Here is a 22,691-nt window from a genome sequence, read left to right as displayed (position 1 = left end):
CATAATCAAACAGTACCAGCCGCTGCCCTGTTCAACATGTGGCAGAGTGAATCGGCCTAACAAAAAGTCAGGTCAATTCAGGAGGACGGGTATATGTTCCAAAAAATAGAACCTGTAATGGCTTTGGAGGCTACGCCGCGACGCCTGCGCAGTCCACTTTTTTGTGGTGTCGGTCTTTCCGTCTGGTCAGTATGGGCAAAGGCTTGTAAGTCCCGCGCCAAAGCATCTGGGGATGACCATGACCACGTTCACCGCATTCACCACCTTGTCCGACAAAGACGCGGCCGAAGCTCTGGGCGAGGCGCTCGAGATGATCGAGCAGGAGCCCTATGGCGTCGGCGTGTTCGAGATCGAGGATGGCAGCGGCATGTGGGAGGTGGGCGGCTATTTCCTCGAGGCGCCGGATGACGTGGCACTGGCGCTCTTGGCGGCTGCGCACGACGCCAAGCCCTTTGTCGTGTCCGAATTGCCCGACACCGACTGGGTGGCCAAGGTGCGACGCGAATTGGTGCCCGTGCATGCCGGTCGGTTCTATGTCTATGGCAGCCATGATGCCGACACGGTGCCCGAAGGCGTCGAGCCGCTGCTGATCGAAGCGGCCATGGCATTCGGAACGGGGCATCACGGCACAACGCAGGGGTGTCTGCGGGCGCTTGATCGGCTGATCGAGGCAGGGGTGACCTGCCATAAGGTGGCGGATATCGGCTGCGGAACGGCGGTTCTGGCGATGGGTGCGGCGCGGGTCTGGCCGGAAACGGTCTTTGCCTCCGACATGGATCAGGTCGCGGTGGACGTGGCCGAGGCCAATGTCGCTGCGAACGGCCTGGCTGGACGGGTTGTCTGCCTCGAAGCGATGGGCTTTGAACATCCGGAGCTTCTTGCCGCTGCGCCGTTCGATCTGGTTTTTGCGAATATCCTCAAGCAGCCGCTGATCGACCTCGCGCCGGATATGGCGCGCCACCTTGTTCCGGGGGGATTCGCCATTCTGTCGGGCATTCTGAACGATCAAGGCGATGAAGTGGCAGAGGTTTATGCACGAAACGGCATCAATACCTGGCACCGTGAAGAGATTGGTGACTGGACGACGCTGACGCTCCGAAAAGCGGTGTCTTGATCACGCCGCATTTGCGGGATTCTTCGGATTTTCGCCGCATTTTGAGCGAATTTGCCACGATTGCCCCATTCTTGCCACATTCCGCCCCTATCTCGGACACATCCGGTGGGGGCCGGAACAAAGGCTGCTTCACATGACCAAACAGCAGGACATGTTTGACGAACGGTATCGCCGGGTCCTCAAGCGCCACCGCCAGTTGTCGCGTGGCTATGTGACGAAACTCCAGAAGAATGGTGTCATTGTGCACAAGCCCATCGCGCATGTCCGCGAGGCGATGTCCTTTTCGACCCTTCTGCTGCCGTTCGGCATTCTTTTTGTGCTCAAAGCCGCGATCGTCACCGTGCTCGGGGAAGACGGATATCGTCAGCAAGTCGATCTGATGCGCGAAGGCGGGTTCATCGAACAGATTGGGGCGGTATTTATGCAGATCGACCCGATCACTGCGCCGCTGGCACAGCTTCTGAGCCACATCATCGGCTGATTGCCGCTCCGCAGGATTTCCCTCTCTCTCTTGCTCACAAAAGAAAAAGCCGTGTCAGGTTTGCTGACACGGCTTTTTCACTTTCGTAGAGGTACGGGACAGCTCAGAACGAGTTGATGTCGCCGCGGGTCAGACCGATGTCTTCCAGTTCGTGATCGCTGAGCTGGCTGAGCGCATTGCGGGTCTGGCGGGAATCGTTCCACGCCGAGAAAACTGCGATCAGAGAAGCTGCGAAGCCGCCGAAGCCTTTGGAGGGTGCGGCATAGGTGGGGCGGGATGTGTCAAAAGCGGCCATGGCCATGTTCCTTGGGTAAATGGGGGAGAATTTCGTCTGACGCGCATCTAGTTGCGGATTTTCGCGTCTTCAATTGTCGTTTCCGCATAGTTTTTATGCGGTTTGTGCATGGCTCTTGGCCTAAAATTTTCATGAGGCCGCATGAGGAATGAACGCGACATTTTTCCTGTCGTTTTTGGGTGTGCGAAGTGCGGACCCGACCCCTTGTCTGCCGTTTTCGACATGACCTTTCGGCGCGATGTCGTGTTTTGAAGGCTTGGCGTTTGTTCGCGTTTCGTGCTAGCCGTGTCACAAAAGCAACAAAGGCACGAGCAGAATGCGTGTTTTGGGGATTGATCCGGGTCTGCGTTTCCTTGGCTGGGGCGTGATCGAGGCCGAGGGAAGCCGTTTGCGCCATGTCGCGAACGGAATCTGTCTCTCTGGCGAGGGCGAATTGGCCGCTCGGTTGCTGGCGTTGCACACGGCGTTGACGGATGTGTTCCACCGATTTCAGCCCGATACCGTGGCCATCGAGAAGACCTTCGTGAACAAGGATGCCGTCGGTACGCTCAAGCTTGGACAGGCGCGGGGGGTCGCGTTGCTGGTGCCGGCGCAATTCGGGCTCGAGATCGGGGAATATTCGCCGAACTCTGTCAAGAAAACGGTTGTGGGTGTTGGCCATGCGGACAAGCGGCAGGTCGAACACATGGTCAAGATGCAGCTCCCCGGTGTGGAGATCGAAGGCGCGGATGCCGCCGATGCTCTGGCCATCGCGATCTGCCATGCGCATCATATGACGGGGCCGGGCATGAGGATGCGGGCATGATCGGGCGCATTGCGGGGCGGATCGAATACAAGGCAGAGGATCATGTCCTGATCGACGTGCGCGGAGTGGGCTACGTGGTTTACTGTTCGGACCGGGTGCTGTCGCAGATCGGACGTCCGGGTGAGGCAACGGCGCTCTATACCGACCTCTTGGTCCGTGAGGATATCCTGCAGCTTTTCGGATTTCCCACGCTCGCGGAGAAGGAATGGCATCGCCTTCTCATGTCCGTGCAGGGCGTGGGTGCTAAGGCGTCTCTTGCGATCCTGGGAGCTTTGGGGCCGGAGGGGGTCAGCCGGGCCATTGCGCTGGGAGACTGGAATTCCGTGAAGGCGGCCAAGGGGATCGGCCCCAAGACGGCGCAGCGCGTGGTCAATGAATTGAAGGACAAGGCGCATGGCGTCATGGCGATGGGCGGCGCTGCGTCTGTGGCGACCATCCCGACCGACAGCGACACGGTGATCGAACCGGCCCTCGCCGCGTCTCCGGCTCTGGCACCTGTGATGAGTGCGTCGGCGCAGGCGGAAGCTCTGTCGGCGCTGGGCAACTTGGGCTATGCGCCGGGTGAGGCGGCCAGCGCCGTGGCGCAGGCGGCGGGTGAGACCCCGGATGCGGAGACCGCAACGCTGATCCGTGCGGCATTGAAACTGTTGGCACCGAAAGGGTAGGGCATGGCTGGGCTCATCGGCCCTTCCGGGCCTTTTCGCATCATGAATGTTCTGGCTGCAGGTTTGATCCATGTCCTCTGATCCGATCATGCGTCCTGATCCGCTGCCCGAAGACCGGGATCGCGCCCTGCGGCCGCAGATGCTTGATGACTTCGTGGGACAGGCCGAGGCGCGGGCCAATCTGCGGGTCTTCATCCAATCCGCCCGTCAGCGCGGCGAAGCGATGGATCACACGCTGTTTCACGGTCCTCCCGGTCTGGGCAAGACGACGCTGGCGCAGATCATGGCCCGGGAACTGGGCGTCGGGTTCCGTATGACGTCTGGGCCCGTGCTGGCCAAGGCGGGAGATCTGGCCGCAATCCTGACCAATCTCGAAGCGCGGGATGTGCTGTTCATCGACGAGATCCACCGATTGAACCCGGCGGTGGAGGAAGTGCTTTATCCCGCTCTCGAAGATTACGAGCTGGACCTGGTGATCGGTGAAGGGCCTGCGGCGCGCACCGTCCGGATCGAATTGCAGCCCTTCACGCTTGTGGGGGCGACGACACGACTGGGGCTTTTAACAACGCCGCTGCGGGACCGGTTCGGCATTCCGACGCGGCTGAATTTCTATACCGAGGACGAGCTCAACACGATCGTGTCGCGCAATGCCGTCAAGCTGGGTGTCACGGCCGATGCCGAAGGCGCGCGGGAGATTGCCCGACGCTCGCGCGGGACGCCCCGGATCGCCGGTCGACTGCTGCGTCGTGTGGTGGATTTCGCGGTGGTCGAAGGGGATGGCCGTGTCACGCAGAAGCTTGCGGATGGGGCTCTGACACGGCTGGGGGTCGACGGCCTGGGGCTGGATGCGGCAGACCGGCGGTATTTGCGGCTCATTGCCGAGAACTATGCAGGCGGGCCTGTCGGGATCGAGACCCTTTCGGCGGCCCTGTCGGAAAGCCGGGACGCGCTGGAAGAGGTGATTGAGCCCTATCTCTTGCAGCAGGGTCTGATCCAGCGCACGCCGCGCGGGCGGATGCTGGCACAGAAAGCGTGGACACATCTGGGACTGGCTGCGCCCCGGATGCTGGGGCAGAGCGACCTTTTCGGCTAGGCGCGGCTTGCCCGGCGCGGCTCTGCGTGCCAGAGGTCGTACTGCGTTATTGGGCAGGACAGAAGCAGGGGGGCAGCGCCTCATGATGGAAGCGTCCGAGGTCGAACGGTACTTCACGCGGTCCGATGGGACCTATCTTTTTGCACGCTGGGGGCGCCCGATCGCGCCCATCGTCTTCGGTGTCGAGGATGCCACCCTAGGTGTCGTCAAGGGGGCGCTTGAAGCGGTCTGCGCCATGGCCGGGCACGAGATGGCCGAAACCGACCCCGAGCTGGGCACCAACGTGATGATCTTTTTCTTCCGCGACTGGACCGAGCTGCTGGACGTGCCCGATCTGGATCGTCTGATCGACGGGTTGACCCCGCTGGTCGCCCGCCTGTCAGAGGCCGAGGCAAACCAGTACCGGGTGTTCCGCTTTGACCGTGAGGGTGCGATCAAGGCCTGTTTCGTGTTCCTGCGCATGGATGAGGTGTTGTCTGCGCAGCCTGCCGAAACGCTCGCTCTGAACCAGGTGGTGCAGTCGATCCTGCTTTGGTCCGATCTCGCCTTCACCGACCGGTCACCGCTTGGACGGCTCGAGGACGGGCGTGTCGTTCTGCGGCCGGAAATCGGCGCGCTGATCCGGGCGGGCTATGATCCGGTCATGCCAGCTATGTCCGAGGACCCAAGCCACGCGCTCCGGCTGGCCGCGCGGATGCAGGTGGCGCAGGGTGGGGCGCAGTGATGGTTCACACGTTTCCTGTCCGGGTCTACTACGAAGACACCGACATGGGCGGCATCGTCTATTATGCCAATTATCTGCGCTACATCGAACGCGCGCGGTCTGACTGGGTGCGAGGCCTCGGGGTGGATCAGAACGCCATGCGCGAGGAAGAGGGCGTTGTTTTTGTCGTGCGGCGGGTTGAGGCGGAGTATCTGAAGCCCGCGAGATTCGACGACGCGCTGTCTGTGCAGACGGTGCTCAAGGCAGTTACCGGCGCGCGGCTGGTTCTGGCGCAGGAGGTCGTGCGCGGTGCCGACCTGCTCTTTTCGGCCGAGGTGACGGTGGTCTGTGTCGGCGCAGGGGGGGCGCCTGCGCGGCTTCCGGCAAAGATCCGCCGTCAGCTGGACCCGACTGGCTGAAACAGCATGTTCTGACGCCAATGTGTTGGCGTTTCCCCTGCACTTGCGGTATTGAGAGTGGTAATCAGAGCCCGGCAAATCAGGGCCAACCGGCTAAAGAGCAGGCAGATGGAAGCAGAAACACTTGCGCTGGCGCAGGAGATTGATTTCTCCATGTGGGGACTTTTTGCGCGCGCCACCCTTACCGTCAAGATCGTGATGATCATGCTGACGCTCGCGTCCTTCTGGGCCTGGGCCATCATCTTCGAAAAGCTGATCGCCTATCGTAAGGCGCGGGCAGAAGCGGCGGAGTTCGATCGGGCCTTCTGGTCGGGCGAGCCTCTGGACGAGCTTTTCGACCAGATCGGGCCAGAGCCGGACGGGCGGGCAAAGCGGGTGTTTGCCGCGGGCATGACGGAATGGCGTCGGTCGCATCGCGACGATGGCGGGCTGATTGCCGGGGCACACGCACGCATCGACCGCTCGATGGATGTGGCAATCCAGAAGGAGGCCGAGGACCTGCAGAAGAACCTTGCGGTTCTGGCCACGGTCGGGTCCGTTGCCCCCTTCGTCGGGCTTTTCGGTACGGTGTGGGGTATCATGCACGCCTTTGTCGAAATCGCACAACAGCAGAATACGTCACTTGTCGTCGTGGCGCCCGGTATTGCCGAGGCGCTTCTGGCGACCGGTCTCGGCCTTCTTGCCGCGATCCCGGCGGTTGTCTTCTACAACAAGCTGTCGGCTGACAGCGACCGCATTCTTGCAGGCTACGAATCCTTTGCCGATGAGTTCTCCACCATTCTCAGTCGCCAGTTGGACAGCTGAGCGATGGGGGGCGGTGTCGTGAAATCTGGCGGAGGCGGCGGACGCAGGCGGCGCAAGGGCCGCGCCATGCCGATGTCGGAAATCAACGTCACACCCTTCGTGGACGTGATGATGGTGCTCCTGATCATCTTCATGGTCGCCGCTCCGCTGCTGACCGTCGGGGTGCCGGTCGAGTTGCCCAAGACCGCCGCGTCGGCCTTGCCATCCGAAACCGAAGAGCCGCTGACGGTCACGATTTCGGCGGATGGTGTCGTGTCGATCCAGAACACCGAAGTTCCGCGCGAGGATCTCGTTCCGCGTCTGCGCGCGATTGCGGCCGAGCGTGCCGACGACCGGGTCTTTCTGCGGGCTGACGGGACCGTCACCTATGAAGTGGTCGCGCAGATCATGGGCGCGCTGAACGCGGGCGGTTTCGGGTCGATCGGGCTTGTCACCGATATCGGGGGTCCGGCACTTGACGGGTCGGATGGCTGAGGCGCGCAGTGCATACGGGCCATTATATCTCCGGAAGCGCCCATGGGATTCTGATCCTCTGGGCTCTGTTCGGCGGCATGTTCCGCAGCGATCCGCCGGAGCTGCAGGTGGCTGACGTATCGGTCATCTCGGAAGCGCAGTTCGCGGCCATGATGCAGCCGCAGACTGCACCCGAGTTGGGCGCCGAGCCTGCCGCTCTGCCGCAGCCGGACATCGAAGAGCAGCCGCCAGAGCCGCCTGTTGTCGAGGAACAACCCGCGCCTGTCCCCGAGCCCGTTGCCCCTGAAGTGGCAGAGCCTGAGCCTGCGCCGCAGCCTGTTCTGCCGACACCGGAGCCGGAGGTGGTCGAGACGTTGCCGCAACCGCCCGCACCGGAGCCGGTGCCCGACGTGGAGGCGCCCGAGGTGGCACTGCGCCCGATCCCGCGCCCGGCCCCCCGTGTCGCTCCGGAAGCCGTGCCCGAACCTGCGCCCGAAGCCGAAGTCGCGCCCGAGGTGCAGGAGACCGTAGAGCAGTCCGAGACACCGGACGTGACCGATGCAGAAGAACAGCAGGCGACCGCGCCTGAGGCGGCAACGACAGAGATCGTGACCGAGGCCGAAGAGCCCGCCCGCGCACCGGCCGCATCGGTGCGCCCGCAATCGCGGCCTAACCGTCCGACACCGCCGCCGGCACCGACCCAGACGGCCGATGCGCCGGCGACGTCGGAGCCTGAACGTCAACCGGCCCCGCAACCCACACAAGAGCCCGAGACCACGACGGATACCGCCTCGGCCATCGCTGGCGCACTCGAAGAGGCCTTGGCCGGGGCCAGCACCGGTGCAGCCAGCGGTCCGCCTCTCACACAGGGCGAAACCGATGGGTTCAGGATCGCGGTTCAGGATTGCTGGGTGGTCGATGTCGGCTCCCAGGCGGCGAACGTGACGGTGACGGTCGGATTCGACATGGATCGATCCGGGCGTGTCGTGAGTTCCAGCCTGAGACTGCTCGGCTCTGAAGGCGGCAGCGGGACGGCGGTGGAGACCGCGTTCCAGGCGGCGCGTCGGGCTATTTTGCGGTGCCAGGGCGACGGGTATAGTCTGCCGCCTGAGAAGTTTGACCAGTGGAAGACCGTCGAGATGACGTTCAACCCCGAGAGTATGAGGATCCGATGAAACAGATCGTCGCGTCATTGTTGGCTGTTTTGGTTCTGGCGGTCAGCGCGCCGGGTATGGTGTCGGCCCAGGGCGGACCGCTCCGGATCGAGATCACGGAAGGCGTGATCGAACCCTTGCCCTATGCGGTGCCTGACTTTGTGGCGGAATCGGCGGGCGCACAGCAATTGGCGCAGCAGATCGCGCGGGTTGTCGCCGACGATCTCACCGGGACGGGGCTCTTCCGCGAGGTGCCCCGCGAGGCCCATATCAGCCAGATCAGCAGTTTCGGCAGCCCGGTCCAATTCGCCGATTGGAAAGCGATCAACGCGCAGGCGCTGATCACCGGGGCCGTCAGCTCCGAGGGTGGGCGCATCGTGGTCAAGTTCCGGGTCTGGGATGTGTTCGCGGGGACCGAGCTGGGACAGGGCATGCAATTTGCCGGCACACCGGACGGCTGGCGCCGCATGGCGCATAAAGTGGCCGATCAGGTCTACAGCCGCATTACCGGGGAATCGGGCTATTTCGACAGCCGGGTCGTCTTTGTGTCTGAAAGCGGTCCGAAAGATCAGCGCGCCAAGCGTCTTGCGGTCATGGATTACGACGGGGCCAATGTCCAATACCTGACCGGGGGCAATGCTCTTGTTCTGGCGCCGCGCTTTTCCGAAGACGGGCAGCGCGTGCTGTATACCAGTTACGAAACGGGTATGCCGCGGGTTCATGTTCTGGAGGTCGGAACGGTGCAAAGCCGTATCCTGCAGGGACAGGACGGCGTGATGAGCTTTGCCCCACGGTTTGCCCCGAACGGCAGCACGGTGGTCTATTCGCTGACGCAGGGGTCGAACACCGACATCTGGGCCATGGACATTGCCAGCGGTGGAACACGGCAGCTGACCAGCGCGCCGTCGATCGAAACCGCACCGAGCTATTCGCCGGACGGCAGCCAGATCGTGTTCGAGAGCGATCGATCGGGCACGCAGCAACTCTATGTCATGCCCGCGACGGGCGGAGAAGCGCGGCGGATCAGCTTTGGGCAAGGGCGCTATTCGACGCCGGTCTGGTCGCCGCGCGGCGACATGATTGCCTTCACCAAACAGAACGCGGGACGTTTTCATATCGGCGTCATGCGCACGGATGGATCGGAGGAGCGCCTGTTGACCGCGTCATTCCTCGATGAGGGTCCGACCTGGGCACCGAACGGGCGTGTCATCATGTTCGCGCGCGAAACTCAGGGGGCTCAGGGGGCCTCGTCGCTCTATACGGTCGATATTTCGGGACGTAATCTCAAGCGCGTGCGCACGCCTGAGGGTGCCTCTGACCCAAGCTGGGGTCCGCTCCAGTGACGCGTGTCCCTTCACCAGACTACAAGACCCCGCGCTCGGGATTTTCGGACGGAAATCCGGGCGCGGCGCAGATGACTAGGCGCAGCGCCACCGCTGTGGTAGTTTCGTCCCAACCATAAGAGAGCAGGACATCTCATGCGACTGACCGCGAAATCCACCATGCTGATCGCCGTTCTGGCCCTGTCAGCCTGTACCAATGCCAACCGGTTCGATGACAGTGCCGTCGATCTGAACGCCGCCACCGGAAGCGCCGGGGGCCTTGTGCCCGGCAGTGCGAACGATCCGCGTTCGCCCGCCTATTTCCAGCAGACCGTCGGCGATCGCGTTCTCTTTGCCGTCGACCAGTCCACGTTGAGCCCCGAAGCGCGCGCGACCCTTGATGGCCAGGCCCAGTGGCTGATGACCAACTCGGATTACAACGCCGTCATCGAAGGCCATGCGGATGAACAGGGCACACGCGCCTACAACCTTGCTCTTGGCGCGCGACGGGCGAATGCGGTGATGGAATACCTCATCGCGCAGGGTATCCCCGCCAGCCGTCTGCGCTTTGTCAGCTACGGCAAGGAACGGCCCATCGAAATCTGTTCGGATGAATCCTGCTATTCCAAGAACCGACGCGCCGTGACGATCATTTCGGCTGGTCTGACGGGCTGACGATGCGTCTTAGGGCTGTCTTTCTGAGTTGTGCCTTGGCGTTTGCTCCGCTTGCGGGGCAGGCGCAGGAAACGCTGGCGGATATCCGGCAGGACATGTCTGTGCTGTTCGTCGAGATCCAGAAGCTGAAACGTGAATTGAGCACGACAGGCGGTCCGTCCGTGGCCCTGCCACCCGGCGCGCTCGACCGGATCAACGCCATCGAAAGCGAGCTGCAGCGTCTGACGGCCAAGACCGAGGAACTTGAATTCCGTGTCGGTCGCGTTGCCGAAGATGGCGCGCGCCGTTTGGGCGATCTCGAATTCCGCCTGTGCGAACTGGAAGACGGCTGCGATATCGGGAGTCTCGGGCAGGTGCCGACATTGGGTGGTGAGCCTGAAGCACCTGCCACCGCAATGCCGGCGCCGGCAGCGGCGCCCCAATCAAGTGGGACGCAGCTTGCCGTCGGGGAAGAAACAGACTTTCGGCGAGCCGGGGAGGCGCTCGCCAATGGTGACTTTCAATCCGCCGCTGACCAGTTTGCGGCCTTTCGCCAGACCTATCCGGGCGGACCGCTAGAGGCTCAGGCGTTGGTGGCCGAAGGCCGTGCGCTCGAAGGTCTTGGAAACACGCGCGATGCCGCGCGCCGCTATCTTGATGCCTATGCCGGATATCCCGATGACGCAGCCGGGCCAGAGGCCTTGTGGCGGCTGGGCGTGGCGCTCGGCGAGCTGGGCAATATTGCCGAAGCCTGCGTGACGTTGAACGAAGTTTCGGGCCGCTACCCAGGTAGCGGTGATGCCATCGCGCAGGCGGATGTGGCCAAGTCGAGGTTCGGTTGCCAGTGACCCACCTGCCGCTGGAGCAGCGGTTCGCCGACAGGATGGGACAGCTTCTGGGGCCCGAGTTTCCATCCGATCTTGGTTTGGCGGTGTCGGGCGGCGGGGACAGCATGGCGATGCTCACCCTTGCCCATAACTGGACGCGGAGCTTCGGCATCCGGCTCTGGGTGGTTACGGTCGATCACGGACTGCGCGACGAAAGCGCCGCAGAGGCGGCGATGGTCGCCGAGGACTGCGCGCGTCTCGGCTGGCCACATGCCACACTCCGGTGGCAGTGGGATGGGACCGGCAATGTTCAGGATGCGGCCCGTCGCGCGCGTCTTGCGCTAATCGACCGGTGGCGGGGTAATCTCAAGCACGTGCTGTTTGCGCATACCGCTGACGATCAGGCCGAAACGGTGCTCATGAGGCTGGCACGCGGATCGGGAGTGGATGGTCTGTCGGGCATGCGCGCGTGCAGGGAGGTGACGCCACATCCGCTGGTGCCGCCCTTGCTTGCCGCAGGGCAGATGACAGGACAAGCACCGCCGCGCGATCAGGCTTGTTCCGGATACAGGGTGCTGCGGCCCTGTCTCGACATGGAGCGGGCGGAGCTGCGGCATTACCTGTCGGTACTGAAAGGGCGATGGGTCGACGACCCAAGCAATGAAAACCGCGATTTTGGACGTGTCCGCATTCGCCAATTGTTAAACCTTTTGCGCGAAGAAGGTGTCACGACCTCTGTGCTGTCCGATACGGCGCGCCGCATGGCCCGTGCGCGCGACGGATTGACGGCCCATCTGGTCGAGGCGGTGCGTCGCCTATGCGTTGATGCGCCTTCGGGACAGTTGCGCATCGACAGGGACGGGTTCGCCGCGCTGGACGAGGAAACACGCCTGCGGCTGCTCACCGCGGGCCTGCAATATGTTACCGCCGCGGAATACCGGCCGCGCGCCGCGTCGAGCGAAGCCTTGCTTGATCAGGTGCTCTCCGGACGGGGAGGGACACTCCACGGGGCCGAGGTTCTGGTAGAGAAGACGCATCTGCGCCTCTTGCGGGAGGAGTCGGCGGTCGACGGGCTGTCCTGCGGGTTAGATGCGCTGTGGGACGGGCAGTGGCGCCTGTCCGACCCGGACGGGCTTTTGCCCGCAAACGCAGCCGTGCGCGCTTTGGGCGAGGATGGATGGCGTCAGATCGCAGACCGGTCCGGTCTGGCACTGCCCTTCCGGGCTGCACGCGCATTGCCGTCTGTCTGGGGGGACGGCATGCTTCTTGCCTGTCCTGAACTACAGGTCGGTCCATCCGTCGGGCTGCACCGATACGTGCTTGGGCGGCCGGACACCGGTTTTGAGGCATTTTGTCTTTCGCATTGAACCCGGCCCGCGCATGTCTATGTTATAGGCCAAGAGACAGAGGCCTGTCCGCCCCTGTCGCAGTCAGGAGAATTTTCCTTGGGCAACGCACGAAATATCGCCTTTTGGGTCGTCCTATTCCTGCTGATCCTCGCGCTTTTCAACATCTTCTCTGGCGGTGGAAACACGCTGCAGAGTCGCGAAATCAGCTATTCGGATTTTGTCGCGGCAGTTGAAAACGACACGGTCAGTTCGGTCACTCTGGATGGTGAGCAGGTGCGCTTCCGCAGCACCGATGGTCAGGACTACGTGACGATCAAGCCGGAAGACGCGACCGTCACCGACCTTCTGATCAACAATGACGTACCGATCCGGGCCGAACAGCAGCAGCAATCGGGCTTCCAGTCCTTCCTGCTCAGCTTGCTGCCCTTCCTTCTGCTGATCGGTGTCTGGATCTATTTCATGAACCGGATGCAAGGCGGCGGCAAAGGCGGTGCCATGGGCTTCGGCAAGTCCAAGGCCAAGTTGCTGACGGAAAAGCACGGGCGCGTCACATTCGATGACGTGGCGGGTATCGACGAAGCCAAGGACGAGCTGAGCGAAATCGTGGAATTCCTGCGCAATCCGCAGAAGTTCTCGCGGCTTGGCGGCAAGATTCCCAAGGGGGCGCTTCTGGTGGGGCCTCCGGGCACCGGTAAGACGCTGCTGGCGCGTGCCATCGCAGGCGAGGCGGGTGTGCCCTTCTTCACCATCTCGGGTTCTGACTTTGTGGAAATGTTCGTCGGTGTCGGCGCCAGCCGCGTGCGCGACATGTTCGAACAGGCGAAAAAGAATGCACCGTGTATTGTCTTCATCGACGAGATCGATGCCGTGGGCCGGGCCCGGGGCGCCGGCTATGGCGGCGGGAACGACGAACGCGAACAGACCCTGAACCAGCTGCTTGTCGAAATGGACGGCTTCGAAGCGAACGAGGGCGTCATCATCGTCGCTGCGACCAACCGCCGGGATGTTCTCGATCCGGCATTGCTGCGCCCGGGCCGGTTCGACCGTCAGGTCACTGTACCTAATCCCGACATCAAGGGGCGGGAGAAAATTCTGGGCGTGCACGCGCGCAAGACGCCGCTTGGCCCGGATGTGGACCTGCGTATCATTGCACGCGGAACACCGGGTTTCTCGGGCGCGGACCTTGCAAACCTCGTGAACGAAGCGGCCCTCATGGCGGCCCGCGTCGGACGACGTTTCGTGACGATGGAGGATTTCGAGAACGCCAAGGACAAGGTTATGATGGGTGCGGAACGCCGCTCCATGGTTCTGACGCCGGATCAGAAGGAAAAGACAGCCTATCACGAAGCCGGGCACGCGGTGGTCGGGCTGGCCTTGCCGCAATGCGATCCCGTCTATAAGGCCACGATCATTCCGCGCGGAGGTGCGCTGGGCATGGTGGTGTCGCTGCCGGAAATCGACCGTCTGAACTGGCACAAGTCCGAATGCGAGGAAAAGCTGGCCATGACCATGGCGGGCAAGGCGGCCGAGATCATCAAGTACGGCCCGGAAAACGTGTCGAACGGTCCTGCGGGTGACATCCAGCAGGCGTCGGCTCTGGCCCGCGCGATGGTGTTGCAGTGGGGCATGTCCGACAAGGTTGGCAATATCGACTATCGTGAAGCCGCCGAAGGATATAGCGGCAATACCGCTGGTTTCTCGGTGTCGGCCAACACCAAGGAACTGATCGAGCAGGAGGTGAAGCGCTTCATCCAGGACGCGTATGACCGCGCGTTCAAAATCCTGACTGAACGCAAGGACGAATGGGAACGGTTGGCGCAGGGGCTTCTGGAATACGAAACCCTGACCGGTGACGAGATCAAGCGCGTCATGAAGGGCGAACCGCCGCATGCCGGGGATGATGACGCGTCGGGAGATGTCGCGGACAAACCCAGCATTACGGCCATCCCCAAGACCAAAGCCAAGGCCAAGGCCCGCAAGGACGACGGCGATCTGGAGCCTGAACCGACGGTCTGACGCCGATCCGCTGAAAACATGAAACCCCGGCAGCATCACCCTGCCGGGGTTTTTCTTTTGTCGAAAGCGCATGTTCCGGCTTGTCCTTTCCCAAAAGCCGGGATTTCTTGCGGCAAACCTGCCCGGAGAACCGCCACGTGCCCGCTTTGAAACCTACCGACTTTTATGCAACCGTGCGCTGGATTGGTCGCGTCCCGCTTGAGGGTGACTCGATTGTTGCGATCCCGCAGGACCACATGGACCTGAGCTTTGATGGTCCGGTGGGGGAACGTCACGCCGGACGTACGCGCCCGTCCTGCAGCCGGGTGACAACCCAATACACGCGCGGCACCGAAATCGCCAATGTGCGGCAATTGTCCGTCCTGTCGTCAGAAGAACTCGCAGCAATCGCCGCCGACATGACGCTTGAGGAGATCGACCCCGTCTGGCTGGGTGCGTCCCTTGTGATCGAAGGCATTCCCGAATTCACCCTGGTGCCGCCCTCGTCGCGGTTGCAGGGGCCGGATGGCGTGACACTGGTCCTCGACATGGAAAACCGCCCCTGTCATCTGCCCGCGCGCGAAATCGAAAAAATCCACCCCGGAAAGGGCAAGGCGTTCAAGTCCGCCGCCGTGCATCGACGCGGAGTCACCGCCTGGGTCGAGCGGCCCGGGCGGCTGGCGCTTGGTGATCGGCTGCGCTTGCACATCCCCGACCAGCCCGTCTGGTCCCATCTTGAGTCTGTGCGCGCCTGACCGAAAAGGCGGGATGTTTCCGATCGGCGACGATCCGTTTGTGATCCCGCCGCAGTTTTGTCGGGAAGTGTCGGTTTCACAGCGCCACGGCTCTGGTGCACAACTGTATGCGTGGGGCAAATGTCGTTCCGGAACAGGGGAGCCCTTTCATGTCGTACAAGTCGGATATCGAGATCGCCCGCGAGGCGCAGAAGCGCCCCATCATGGAGATCGGTGAGAAAATCGGGATCGGGTCGGATGACCTGCTGCCCTATGGCCATGACAAGGCCAAGGTCAGCCAGTCCTTCATCAATTCGGTGCAGGATCGCCCGAATGGGAAGCTGATCCTTGTGACAGCCATCAACCCGACCCCGGCGGGTGAGGGCAAGACCACCACGACGGTCGGTCTGGGCGACGGTCTGAACCATATCGGCAAGAAGGCGATGATCTGCATCCGCGAAGCGTCGCTTGGGCCGAACTTCGGCATGAAGGGTGGCGCGGCTGGCGGTGGCTATGCGCAGGTGGTGCCGATGGAGGACATGAACCTCCATTTCACGGGCGATTTTCACGCCATCACCAGCGCGCACAGCCTTCTGTCGGCGATGCTCGACAACCACATTTACTGGGGCAACGAGCAGGATATCGACATCCGCCGTGTCGTTTGGCGCCGCGTGGTCGACATGAACGACCGGGCGCTGCGTCAGATCACGTGCTCCTTGGGCGGTGTGGCCAACGGCTTCCCGCGCGAAGCCGGTTTTGACATCACCGTGGCATCGGAAGTCATGGCGATCCTGTGCCTCGCGAAAGACCTCAAGGATTTGGAAAAGCGCCTGGGTGACATGATCGTGGCCTATCGCCGTGACCGCAGCCCGGTCTTCTGCCGCGACATCAAGGCGGAAGGCGCGATGACCGTTCTGCTCAAGGACGCGATGCAGCCGAACCTCGTTCAGACCCTCGAGAACAATCCCGCCTTCGTACATGGTGGCCCGTTCGCCAACATCGCGCATGGCTGTAACTCGGTGATCGCGACGACCACGGCGCTCAAGCTGGCGGATTACGTGGTGACCGAAGCCGGCTTTGGCGCCGATCTGGGTGCCGAGAAGTTCATGAACATCAAGTGCCGCAAGGCGGGCATCGCGCCGTCTGTTGTGGTCTGCGTGGCCACGGTGCGCGCGATGAAGATGAACGGCGGCGTCGCCAAGGCCGATCTGGGGGCCGAGAATGTCGAGGCGGTCAAGAAGGGCTGCCCGAACCTGGGCCGCCACATCGAGAACCTCAAGTCGTTTGGCGTGCCCGTTGTCGTGGCGATCAACCACTTCGTGACCGACACCGAGGCCGAGATCGAGGCGATCAAAGCCTATGTGAAGGAACACGGCGCCGAAGCGGTCCTGTCGCGTCACTGGGAACTGGGGTCGAAAGGGTCTGCCGATCTCGCGCGCAAGGTGGCCGAGGTCGCGGATGCGGGTCAGGCGAATTTCTCGCCGATCTATCCTGACGAGATGTCGCTGGCCGACAAGATCCAGACCATCGCCAAGCGCATCTACCGCGCCGACGAGGCGCTGATGGATCAAAAGATCCGCGACCAGCTGAAGCTGTGGGAAGAGCAGGGCTACGGCCATCTGCCGGTCTGCATGGCCAAGACGCAGTATTCCTTCACCACCGATCCGAACCGCCGCGGTGCGCCGACGGGGCATTCGGTGCCGGTGCGCGAAGTGCGCCTGTCCGCCGGCGCCGGTTTCATCGTGGTGGTCTGCGGCGAGATCATGACCATGCCGGGGCTGCCGCGCGTGCCATCGGCGGAGAGCATCCGCCTGAACGACGCGGGCCAGATCGAAGGCCTGTTTTAAGCTGATGGCGGGTGGGCGCTCGGGCTTTGCCCATCGCCCCACCCGCCATCCCGCAAAGCGCCTTTGACCAACGTCTGATCGCGATTGTGACCGGCGAATTTGCATATTTTTGAAAAGAAGAAGGACGGATCATGACCGCTCAGATCATCGATGGAAAAGCCTTTGCCGCCACTGTGCGCGGGCAGATTGCGGACCATGTGGCGCGGCTCAAGACCGAGCACGGGATCACGCCGGGGTTGGCGGTGGTGCTGGTGGGCGAAGACGCCGCAAGCGAGGTCTATGTCGCCGCCAAGCACAAGCAGACGGTCGAGGTCGGCATGGCCTCGTTCGAGCACAAGCTGCCTGCGGATGTGTCCGAGGCCGATCTTTTTGCCTTGATCGACCAGTTGAACGCCGATCCTGCAGTACACGGCATTCTCTGCCAGTTCCCGGTGCCCGACCATCTGGACGAACGCCGCGTCGTGGCACGGATCGATCCGGCCAAGGATGTTGACGGGCTGAGCGTCGTCAATGCCGGGCTGCTGGCAAGCGGTGAGAAGGGGCTTGTATCCTGCACGCCACTGGGTTGCCTGATGCTTCTGCGCGATCAGATCGGGGCGATGTCGGGAATGGAAGCGGTGGTGATCGGACGGTCAAACCTGTTCGGCAAACCGATGGCGCAACTGCTTCTGCAGGAGAACTGCACGGTTACGATTGCGCATTCGCGGACCAAGGATTTGGCGTCTGTCTGCAAACGCGCCGATATTCTGGTCGCCGCCGTGGGCCGGGCCGAGATGGTCAAGGCCGACTGGGTCAAGCCGGGCGCAACCGTGATCGACGTCGGCATCACCCGCATCCCGCATCCTGACAAGCCCGGGGCGACCAAGCTTTTGGGGGACGTCGATTTCGCACAGGTCGCCGAGGTTGCAGGCGCGATCACTCCGGTGCCGGGTGGTGTGGGGCCGATGACCATTGCCTGCTTGCTTGCCAACACGCTGACCGCCTGCTGCCGGGCGCATGGGCTTGAAGAGCCCGAGGGTCTGACAGCCTGAGAGTGGAGCCGGTCTGAAACCCGGCCTGCGATAAACGCGGACACTGGCCGGGCAAACGCCCGGCCTTGCTATTTCTGCGCCTTGGGCAAGGCGCAGAGCATCTCGAAGAGCAGGTTCGAGGCGATCAGCGCGGTTGTCCCCGTGGTGTCGAACGGTGGGGAGACTTCGACAAGATCACAGCCCACGAGGTTCAGCCCCGCGCAGCCGCGCACGATTTCCAGCGCTTGCCATGTGCTGAGACCGCCCATCTCGACCGTGCCGGTTCCAGGGGCAAAGGCCGGGTCCAGGCTGTCGATGTCATAGCTGAGATAGACCGGCGCATCGCCGATCTTGGCGCGGATCTCGGTCATCAGCGGGGCCAGTGATTTGTACCAGCACGCTTCCGCCGGGATCACCGTCCAGCCCTTGTCGCGGGCCCAGTTCCAATCGTCGGGCGAATAGCCGGATCCGCGCAGGCCGATCTGCCAGACCTTGTCGTTCTGCAGGCAGCCTTCCTCCCACGCGCGGCGGAACGGGGTGCCATGGGCCTCTTTTTCGCCGAACATCTCGTCACTGGTGTCGGCATGGGCGTCGACATGGATCAGCGCCACGGGGCCGTGCGTTTCCTGGACCGCGCGCAGGATGGGCCATGTCAGCGTGTGGTCCCCGCCGAGGGTCAGAGGGATGGTGCCGTGCTTCAGGATCTCGCGGTAGTGGTCGGTGATGATGCCGATGGTTTTCTTCAGATCGAAGGTGTTGATCGGCACATCGCCGATATCCGCCACCTGCATGCATTCGAACGGCGCAGCCCCCGTGGCCATGTTGTAGGGGCGCATCATGCGGCTTTCCTCGCGGATCTGGCGGGGGCCAAGGCGAGTTCCGGGGCGGTTCGATGCGCCGTGATCCATCGGGATGCCGACAAAGCACGCATCCAACCCTTCGGCTGTGGGCTGCGCGGGCAGGCGCATCATCGTGTTGGGGCCGGAAAAGCGGGGCGAGTCATTTCCGCCAAGAGGCTGATTGTAAGTCGGCATTTACGGTTCCTTCACAGATCGACGGGCATCATCGTGCCCATCAGGCAAGCGATATGGCGTTCGGTGCCATCGGTTTCGGCATAGACATCGGAGGTGACGACAATCAGGCGGCGACCGGGTTTGATCACGCGGCCGCGTGCGATCAGGCGCTGACCTATGGCCGGGGCCAGCAGGTTGATCTTGATCTCGGCGGTCACGACCTCCTGATCGTCGGGGATCATGGTCAGTGCGGCGTAGCCTGCTGCACTGTCACCGATGGAAAAGGTCAAACCGGCATGGCCGAAGCCTTGCTGCTGGCGCGATCCGGGCAGGATCGGGGCGGCAATGGTTGCGGTGCCGTTGCCGGTTTCGACAAGTTCGGCGCCCAATGTCGCCATCATGGACTGTTTGTCGAAGCTGGCTTGAATGCGGGGATGCGTGGTCATGCGAAACAGTGAACATGCCGCGCGGATCAAGACAAGGGGGCGAGGCCCGGCATCGGAATTTTGAAGGGCCTGGGTCCTGTCAGGATTGCCTCTGCGCCGGGCGACATCAAGCGTGTCAGCACCGGGTCGTGGCTGTGCAATCCGCCGGTGAAGGCCCCGTAAGCGGGCAGAATCAGGCGCCTCTCGTCAAAGAGAAAACAGGGACGCGTCAGGGCGCGACCCCGCAGCGAGAGCGTGGCTTTGGGGTGATAATGTCCGGTGACTTCGCCGGGCGACGGTTCCGGCTCTGCGATATGGCGAAAGGTCAGAGGGCCGATGGTGAGGCTGCGCCGATGTGTGCCGCCCAGCTGAACGGGACCGGGATCATGGTTGCCTTCGATCCAGACCCAATCGACGCCCGCCTGCAGCGTTGTCAGGGTCAGCAGGTCGGCCTCGGGCAAGGCGGATTGCAGCGTCGGCGCATCGAAGCTGTCGCCAAGGCAGATCACGCTGCGGGCTTTGGTTGCATCCAGATCACCGGCAAGGCGCGTCAGGGTCTCGGTTGTTTCATAGGGCGGCAGTTGCGCCCCCCCAAAACGTGCGGCGCGGGCGGATTTTCCCAGATGCAGGTCGGAGACGACCAGCAGTTTCTGCGCAGACCAGAAAAGCGCACCCGTGGGCAGGGCGTGCAGGATTTCAGAGCGGAATGAAAACTCAAGCACGTTCATGATTTGTTCATCGCCTGATGTCAAGCTGTTGGCAAGGGCCAAATGCCCTTGTCACAGCATGGCGGGCACAACCTGATCGGGCGGGCGGTGGCCGTCGGCGAATGTCTTGACGTTGATGATGACCTTCTCGCCCATCTCGAGGCGGCCTTCCTGCGTGGCCGACCCCATATGGGGCAGCATGACGACGTTCGGCATGTTGCGCAGTTCGGGATTGCCGCGATGGCCGTGTTCATAGACGTCAAGGCCCGCTCCGGCCAATTCGCCCGCCTTGAGCATGCGGGTGAGGGCGTTTTCGTCAATCACCTCTCCGCGCGAGGTGTTGATGATCACGGCGCTGGGTTTGAGGAGTTTGAGCCGCCGAGCGTTCAGCAGGTGGAAGGTCGACGGCGTATGCGGGCAGTTGACCGAGATGATGTCCATGCGCGCGACCATCTGGTCGAGGCTTTCCCAATAGGTCGCTTCGAGCGACTCCTCGACTTCGGAGCGCAGGCGACGGCGATTGTGGTAATGGATCTGCATGCCGAACGCACGGGCCCGCCGCGCCACGGCCTGACCGATGCGGCCCATGCCGAGGATGCCCAGGCGACGGCCGCCCAGACGCCCGCCGAGGAACGCGGTCGGGGCCCAGCCTTGCCAGTCACCGGTCTGCATGACGCTCAGACCTTCAGGGATCCGACGCGTCACGCTCAGCATCAGGGCCATGACCATATCGGCGGTGTCTTCGGTCACGACGCCGGGTGTGTTCGACACAAGGATGCCCCGGCTGCGTGCGGTGTCCACGTCGATATGGTCGACCCCGGCGCCGAAATTCGCGATCAGGCGCAAGCGCTCTCCGGCTTGCCCGATCAGACCGGCGTCGATCCGGTCGGTCACGGTTGGAACAAGGACATCGGCATCCTTCACGGCCTCGATCAGTTCGGACTGCGTCATCGGTTCGTCGCTGTCCCGAAGGCGTACGTCGAACAGTTCCTTGAGACGTGTTTCCACGGCGTCCGGCAAACGTCGCGTCACGACAACACTCAGACGTTTTGATGGCATGGTTTCGCTCCCGCTACTTCCCCGGCGTGTCAGGTTTTGGCACAGTGTCTCAAAGGCGCGGTCGGCACAAGAACCTGCCGTCAAAAACAAAAAAACCAAGCAAATTGAGGCGCATCACATGAGCTGGCTTTCGTTCCGGGCGATCACGGGCAAATCGGTGCCCGTTGCGTTGATCGTGGGTATGTTGCTGTCTTCTCAGGCTCTGTCGGCCGAGCGGGGGGCTGTCACGAATCTGCCGCTGCCGCGCTATGTGTCGATGAAGGCCAGCGAGGGGAATGTCCGCCGCGGACCATCTCTGTCGCATCGAATCGACTGGGTCTACAAACGCCGCAACATGCCGCTGCAGATCACTGCGGAACACGGCCATTGGCGCCGGGTGCAGGATCGCGACGGGGCAGGGGGCTGGGTGCACTATTCCCTGCTGTCGGGTGTGCGTACCGCCATTGTCGAAGTCGAGTTGCTCAACCTGTATGCCCGCCCCGATCCGGACGCCCCGGTCAATGCGCAACTGGCGCTGGGGGTGGTGGCCGAAGTGCGCGAATGCCAGATCGAGTGGTGCGAACTGTCCGCGGGCGGCTATCGCGGATGGGCCCCCAAAGGCGCCTATTGGGGCGTGGAGCAGGACGAAGTCTTCGACTGACGCCGCTACGGCGCACCGCAGGTCACGCCGCCCGATGGGTCAGGATCGCGGCTTCCGATGCCGAAAGATTGCGTCGGGCAAATCCACCATAGGCTTGCGGATTGAATTCGACGCTGGGCAGCATGTCGCGCAGTCGCGCGCGGTCGGCCGGATCAAGGGTCGTCAGCGCGGCGTTCGCCGGGTGGAAGCTCTCGGATTCAACGCCATTGGCGAACAGGATCTCGTGCTGCGGCAGCAGCAGATGCACATAGGTGATCTCGCGCACGGTCAGGTCGATGGACACGCGGTCATGATCGACCAAATCGCGTGCGGCCACGAGAACTTCGGGCGTGTTGAACAGGTCCATGGCGACGCGGCCCTTGACCAGCATGCGGTGTTCAGGTGACACCAACAGGTCCTCGTCGGGCTCATCGAGACCGAACAAGCCCGCACGGATGCGGATCGGGCGCAGTTTCGGCATCGCAAAAAGCCGCGCGCCGCTCATCCGGCGCTGACCCATCCATTGGATGGGCTGACAACCATTGTCCTTGGTCTGCACATAGTCGCCTTCGCGAAGCTCTTCGATCCGCTTGATGCCATCGGGGGTCAGGATGCGCGTGCCCGGGGTAAAACAGATCACCGCACCCTGATGCTCTGCATCGCTTTGGGTGACGACATTGGTCAGCGCGGCATGCACAACCCATAGATCGCAGTTCCGCGGAGGGAGATTGTTAAGAAACATCAGCAGCGGCGGCTTGCGCGTTCCGGTTTCGATCAACGTGACGGTGTAGGTCTTGTGCCCATCGGTCAGGACAAAGCACTTGTCCGCAATGGGGTGATCAATCGTGATGGCGTTCAGATCGGTGGTTTCTTCGATCGCCGCACCCACCAGCCGACGCACCATGCGCGCCGCTCGCTTGCGCCGTTCCGCTTCGCCTTCCGCCTCGTCCAATCGCAGCAGATCGTTGGGGCCATCCACGCGAACGGCCTCGCCTTCCCAACCCCATGTCACACCGACCTTCAGGAAATCGACCGGAGCCGATTGAAGCGTGTCTATAGTTGTCTGCGACCAGGAGATGACGAACGTGCCATTGTAAGCCGTTCCCATGTTCCCTTTGCCTGCTCTCTTTAGTTTTATTTTTAT

The 22,691-nt window shown here is 62.6% G+C and carries 25 protein-coding genes; 19 read left to right on the top strand and 6 right to left on the bottom strand.

The annotated features are described in order from the left end of the window. The first annotated feature begins 238 nt into the window (after positions 1–238). The gene (locus MRY75_RS00460) at positions 239–1,114 is read left to right on the top strand and encodes a 50S ribosomal protein L11 methyltransferase (RefSeq protein WP_292305174.1); all 876 of its coding nucleotides are present in this window, start codon (positions 239–241) and stop codon (positions 1,112–1,114) included. Positions 1,115–1,265: 151 nt separating this feature from the next. Next, positions 1,266–1,595 (top strand): hypothetical protein, encoded by a 330-nt coding sequence (locus tag MRY75_RS00455; RefSeq protein WP_292305173.1) that lies wholly within the window; start codon positions 1,266–1,268, stop codon positions 1,593–1,595. A 103-nt stretch (positions 1,596–1,698) separates the two neighbouring features. Here the strand turns inward: MRY75_RS00455 and MRY75_RS00450 are convergent, their stop codons facing one another. Continuing rightward, complete coding sequence (locus MRY75_RS00450; protein WP_292305172.1) at positions 1,699–1,890, bottom strand: DUF1127 domain-containing protein; 192 nt, start codon at positions 1,888–1,890, stop codon at positions 1,699–1,701. Positions 1,891–2,206: 316 nt separating this feature from the next. On the opposite strand from MRY75_RS00450, the gene ruvC reads away from it, so the two are divergent. The 16 genes from ruvC to folD all read left to right on the top strand — a co-directional run bounded on the left by ruvC (position 2,207) and on the right by folD (position 17,745). Then, a complete protein-coding gene (ruvC, locus tag MRY75_RS00445) occupies positions 2,207–2,695 on the top strand; it encodes a crossover junction endodeoxyribonuclease RuvC (RefSeq protein WP_292305171.1) in 489 nt (162 codons plus the stop codon). Further along, the gene (gene ruvA, locus MRY75_RS00440; RefSeq protein ID WP_292305170.1) at positions 2,692–3,360 is read left to right on the top strand and encodes a Holliday junction branch migration protein RuvA; all 669 of its coding nucleotides are present in this window, start codon (positions 2,692–2,694) and stop codon (positions 3,358–3,360) included. The genes ruvC and ruvA overlap by 4 nt, the downstream gene beginning before the upstream one ends. A gap of 70 nt (positions 3,361–3,430) precedes the next feature. Next, the gene (gene ruvB / locus MRY75_RS00435; protein WP_292305169.1) at positions 3,431–4,453 is read left to right on the top strand and encodes a Holliday junction branch migration DNA helicase RuvB; all 1,023 of its coding nucleotides are present in this window, start codon (positions 3,431–3,433) and stop codon (positions 4,451–4,453) included. Positions 4,454–4,538: 85 nt separating this feature from the next. Next, positions 4,539–5,177: a hypothetical protein gene (locus MRY75_RS00430; RefSeq protein ID WP_292305177.1), complete on the top strand. Its 639-nt coding sequence runs from the start codon at positions 4,539–4,541 to the stop codon at positions 5,175–5,177. Next, positions 5,177–5,575 (top strand): tol-pal system-associated acyl-CoA thioesterase, encoded by a 399-nt coding sequence (gene ybgC / locus MRY75_RS00425; protein ID WP_292305168.1) that lies wholly within the window; start codon positions 5,177–5,179, stop codon positions 5,573–5,575. The genes MRY75_RS00430 and ybgC overlap by 1 nt, the downstream gene beginning before the upstream one ends. Positions 5,576–5,683: 108 nt before the next feature. Continuing rightward, on the top strand, positions 5,684–6,379 hold the full coding sequence (gene tolQ, locus MRY75_RS00420) for a protein TolQ (RefSeq protein ID WP_292305167.1): 696 nt from the start codon (positions 5,684–5,686) through the stop codon (positions 6,377–6,379). 3 nt (positions 6,380–6,382) lie between these two features. After that, the gene (gene tolR / locus MRY75_RS00415; RefSeq protein ID WP_292305166.1) at positions 6,383–6,853 is read left to right on the top strand and encodes a protein TolR; all 471 of its coding nucleotides are present in this window, start codon (positions 6,383–6,385) and stop codon (positions 6,851–6,853) included. Positions 6,854–6,861: 8 nt separating this feature from the next. Then, positions 6,862–8,007: a cell envelope biogenesis protein TolA gene (locus MRY75_RS00410; protein ID WP_292305165.1), complete on the top strand. Its 1,146-nt coding sequence runs from the start codon at positions 6,862–6,864 to the stop codon at positions 8,005–8,007. Positions 8,008–8,063: 56 nt separating this feature from the next. Further along, on the top strand, positions 8,064–9,329 hold the full coding sequence (tolB, locus tag MRY75_RS00405) for a Tol-Pal system beta propeller repeat protein TolB (protein ID WP_292305176.1): 1,266 nt from the start codon (positions 8,064–8,066) through the stop codon (positions 9,327–9,329). Between the two features lie 135 nt (positions 9,330–9,464). Then, entirely contained in the window at positions 9,465–9,983 is a 519-nt protein-coding gene (pal, locus tag MRY75_RS00400) for a peptidoglycan-associated lipoprotein Pal (RefSeq protein ID WP_292305164.1), read from the top strand. 2 nt (positions 9,984–9,985) lie between these two features. Then, entirely contained in the window at positions 9,986–10,810 is an 825-nt protein-coding gene (locus MRY75_RS00395; RefSeq protein WP_292305163.1) for a tetratricopeptide repeat protein, read from the top strand. Further along, on the top strand, positions 10,807–12,156 hold the full coding sequence (tilS, locus tag MRY75_RS00390; RefSeq protein ID WP_292305162.1) for a tRNA lysidine(34) synthetase TilS: 1,350 nt from the start codon (positions 10,807–10,809) through the stop codon (positions 12,154–12,156). Before MRY75_RS00395 ends, tilS begins: the two co-directional genes overlap by 4 nt. 78 nt (positions 12,157–12,234) lie before the next feature. Beyond that, the gene (ftsH, locus tag MRY75_RS00385) at positions 12,235–14,154 is read left to right on the top strand and encodes an ATP-dependent zinc metalloprotease FtsH (RefSeq protein WP_292305161.1); all 1,920 of its coding nucleotides are present in this window, start codon (positions 12,235–12,237) and stop codon (positions 14,152–14,154) included. 137 nt (positions 14,155–14,291) lie between these two features. After that, positions 14,292–14,888: an MOSC domain-containing protein gene (locus tag MRY75_RS00380; protein ID WP_292305160.1), complete on the top strand. Its 597-nt coding sequence runs from the start codon at positions 14,292–14,294 to the stop codon at positions 14,886–14,888. A 149-nt stretch (positions 14,889–15,037) separates the two neighbouring features. Beyond that, positions 15,038–16,714 carry a formate--tetrahydrofolate ligase gene (locus MRY75_RS00375; protein ID WP_292305159.1) on the top strand — a complete coding sequence of 559 codons (1,677 nt, stop codon included), beginning with the start codon at positions 15,038–15,040 and terminating at the stop codon, positions 16,712–16,714. 131 nt (positions 16,715–16,845) lie between these two features. Further along, positions 16,846–17,745: a bifunctional methylenetetrahydrofolate dehydrogenase/methenyltetrahydrofolate cyclohydrolase FolD gene (gene folD / locus MRY75_RS00370; RefSeq protein ID WP_292305158.1), complete on the top strand. Its 900-nt coding sequence runs from the start codon at positions 16,846–16,848 to the stop codon at positions 17,743–17,745. A gap of 68 nt (positions 17,746–17,813) precedes the next feature. Here the strand turns inward: folD and speB are convergent, their stop codons facing one another. The 4 genes from speB to MRY75_RS00350 are packed head-to-tail and all read right to left on the bottom strand — an operon-like array spanning position 17,814 to position 20,928. After that, complete coding sequence (gene speB / locus MRY75_RS00365) at positions 17,814–18,758, bottom strand: agmatinase (protein WP_292305157.1); 945 nt, start codon at positions 18,756–18,758, stop codon at positions 17,814–17,816. Positions 18,759–18,769: 11 nt separating this feature from the next. Next, entirely contained in the window at positions 18,770–19,183 is a 414-nt protein-coding gene (locus MRY75_RS00360; protein ID WP_292305156.1) for a PaaI family thioesterase, read from the bottom strand. Between the two features lie 26 nt (positions 19,184–19,209). Continuing rightward, positions 19,210–19,890: a ligase-associated DNA damage response endonuclease PdeM gene (gene pdeM / locus MRY75_RS00355; protein ID WP_292305155.1), complete on the bottom strand. Its 681-nt coding sequence runs from the start codon at positions 19,888–19,890 to the stop codon at positions 19,210–19,212. Positions 19,891–19,941: 51 nt separating this feature from the next. Beyond that, positions 19,942–20,928: a D-glycerate dehydrogenase gene (locus MRY75_RS00350; RefSeq protein ID WP_292305154.1), complete on the bottom strand. Its 987-nt coding sequence runs from the start codon at positions 20,926–20,928 to the stop codon at positions 19,942–19,944. A 181-nt stretch (positions 20,929–21,109) separates the two neighbouring features. Between MRY75_RS00350 and MRY75_RS00345 the strand changes: the two genes are divergently transcribed. Then, positions 21,110–21,568: an SH3 domain-containing protein gene (locus MRY75_RS00345; protein WP_292305175.1), complete on the top strand. Its 459-nt coding sequence runs from the start codon at positions 21,110–21,112 to the stop codon at positions 21,566–21,568. A gap of 22 nt (positions 21,569–21,590) precedes the next feature. On the opposite strand, the gene MRY75_RS00340 is transcribed toward MRY75_RS00345, so the two are convergent. Continuing rightward, on the bottom strand, positions 21,591–22,655 hold the full coding sequence (locus tag MRY75_RS00340) for a Hint domain-containing protein (RefSeq protein ID WP_292305153.1): 1,065 nt from the start codon (positions 22,653–22,655) through the stop codon (positions 21,591–21,593). Positions 22,656–22,691: the final 36 nt, after the last annotated feature.

Origin of the sequence: Marivita sp., assembly GCF_022763305.1 — a bacterium.
In the GTDB taxonomy this organism is placed as follows: Bacteria; Pseudomonadota; Alphaproteobacteria; order Rhodobacterales; family Rhodobacteraceae; genus Marivita.
The sequence above is the reverse complement of the archived record's forward strand: the minus strand, read 5'-3'. Positions and strand labels throughout refer to the sequence as shown.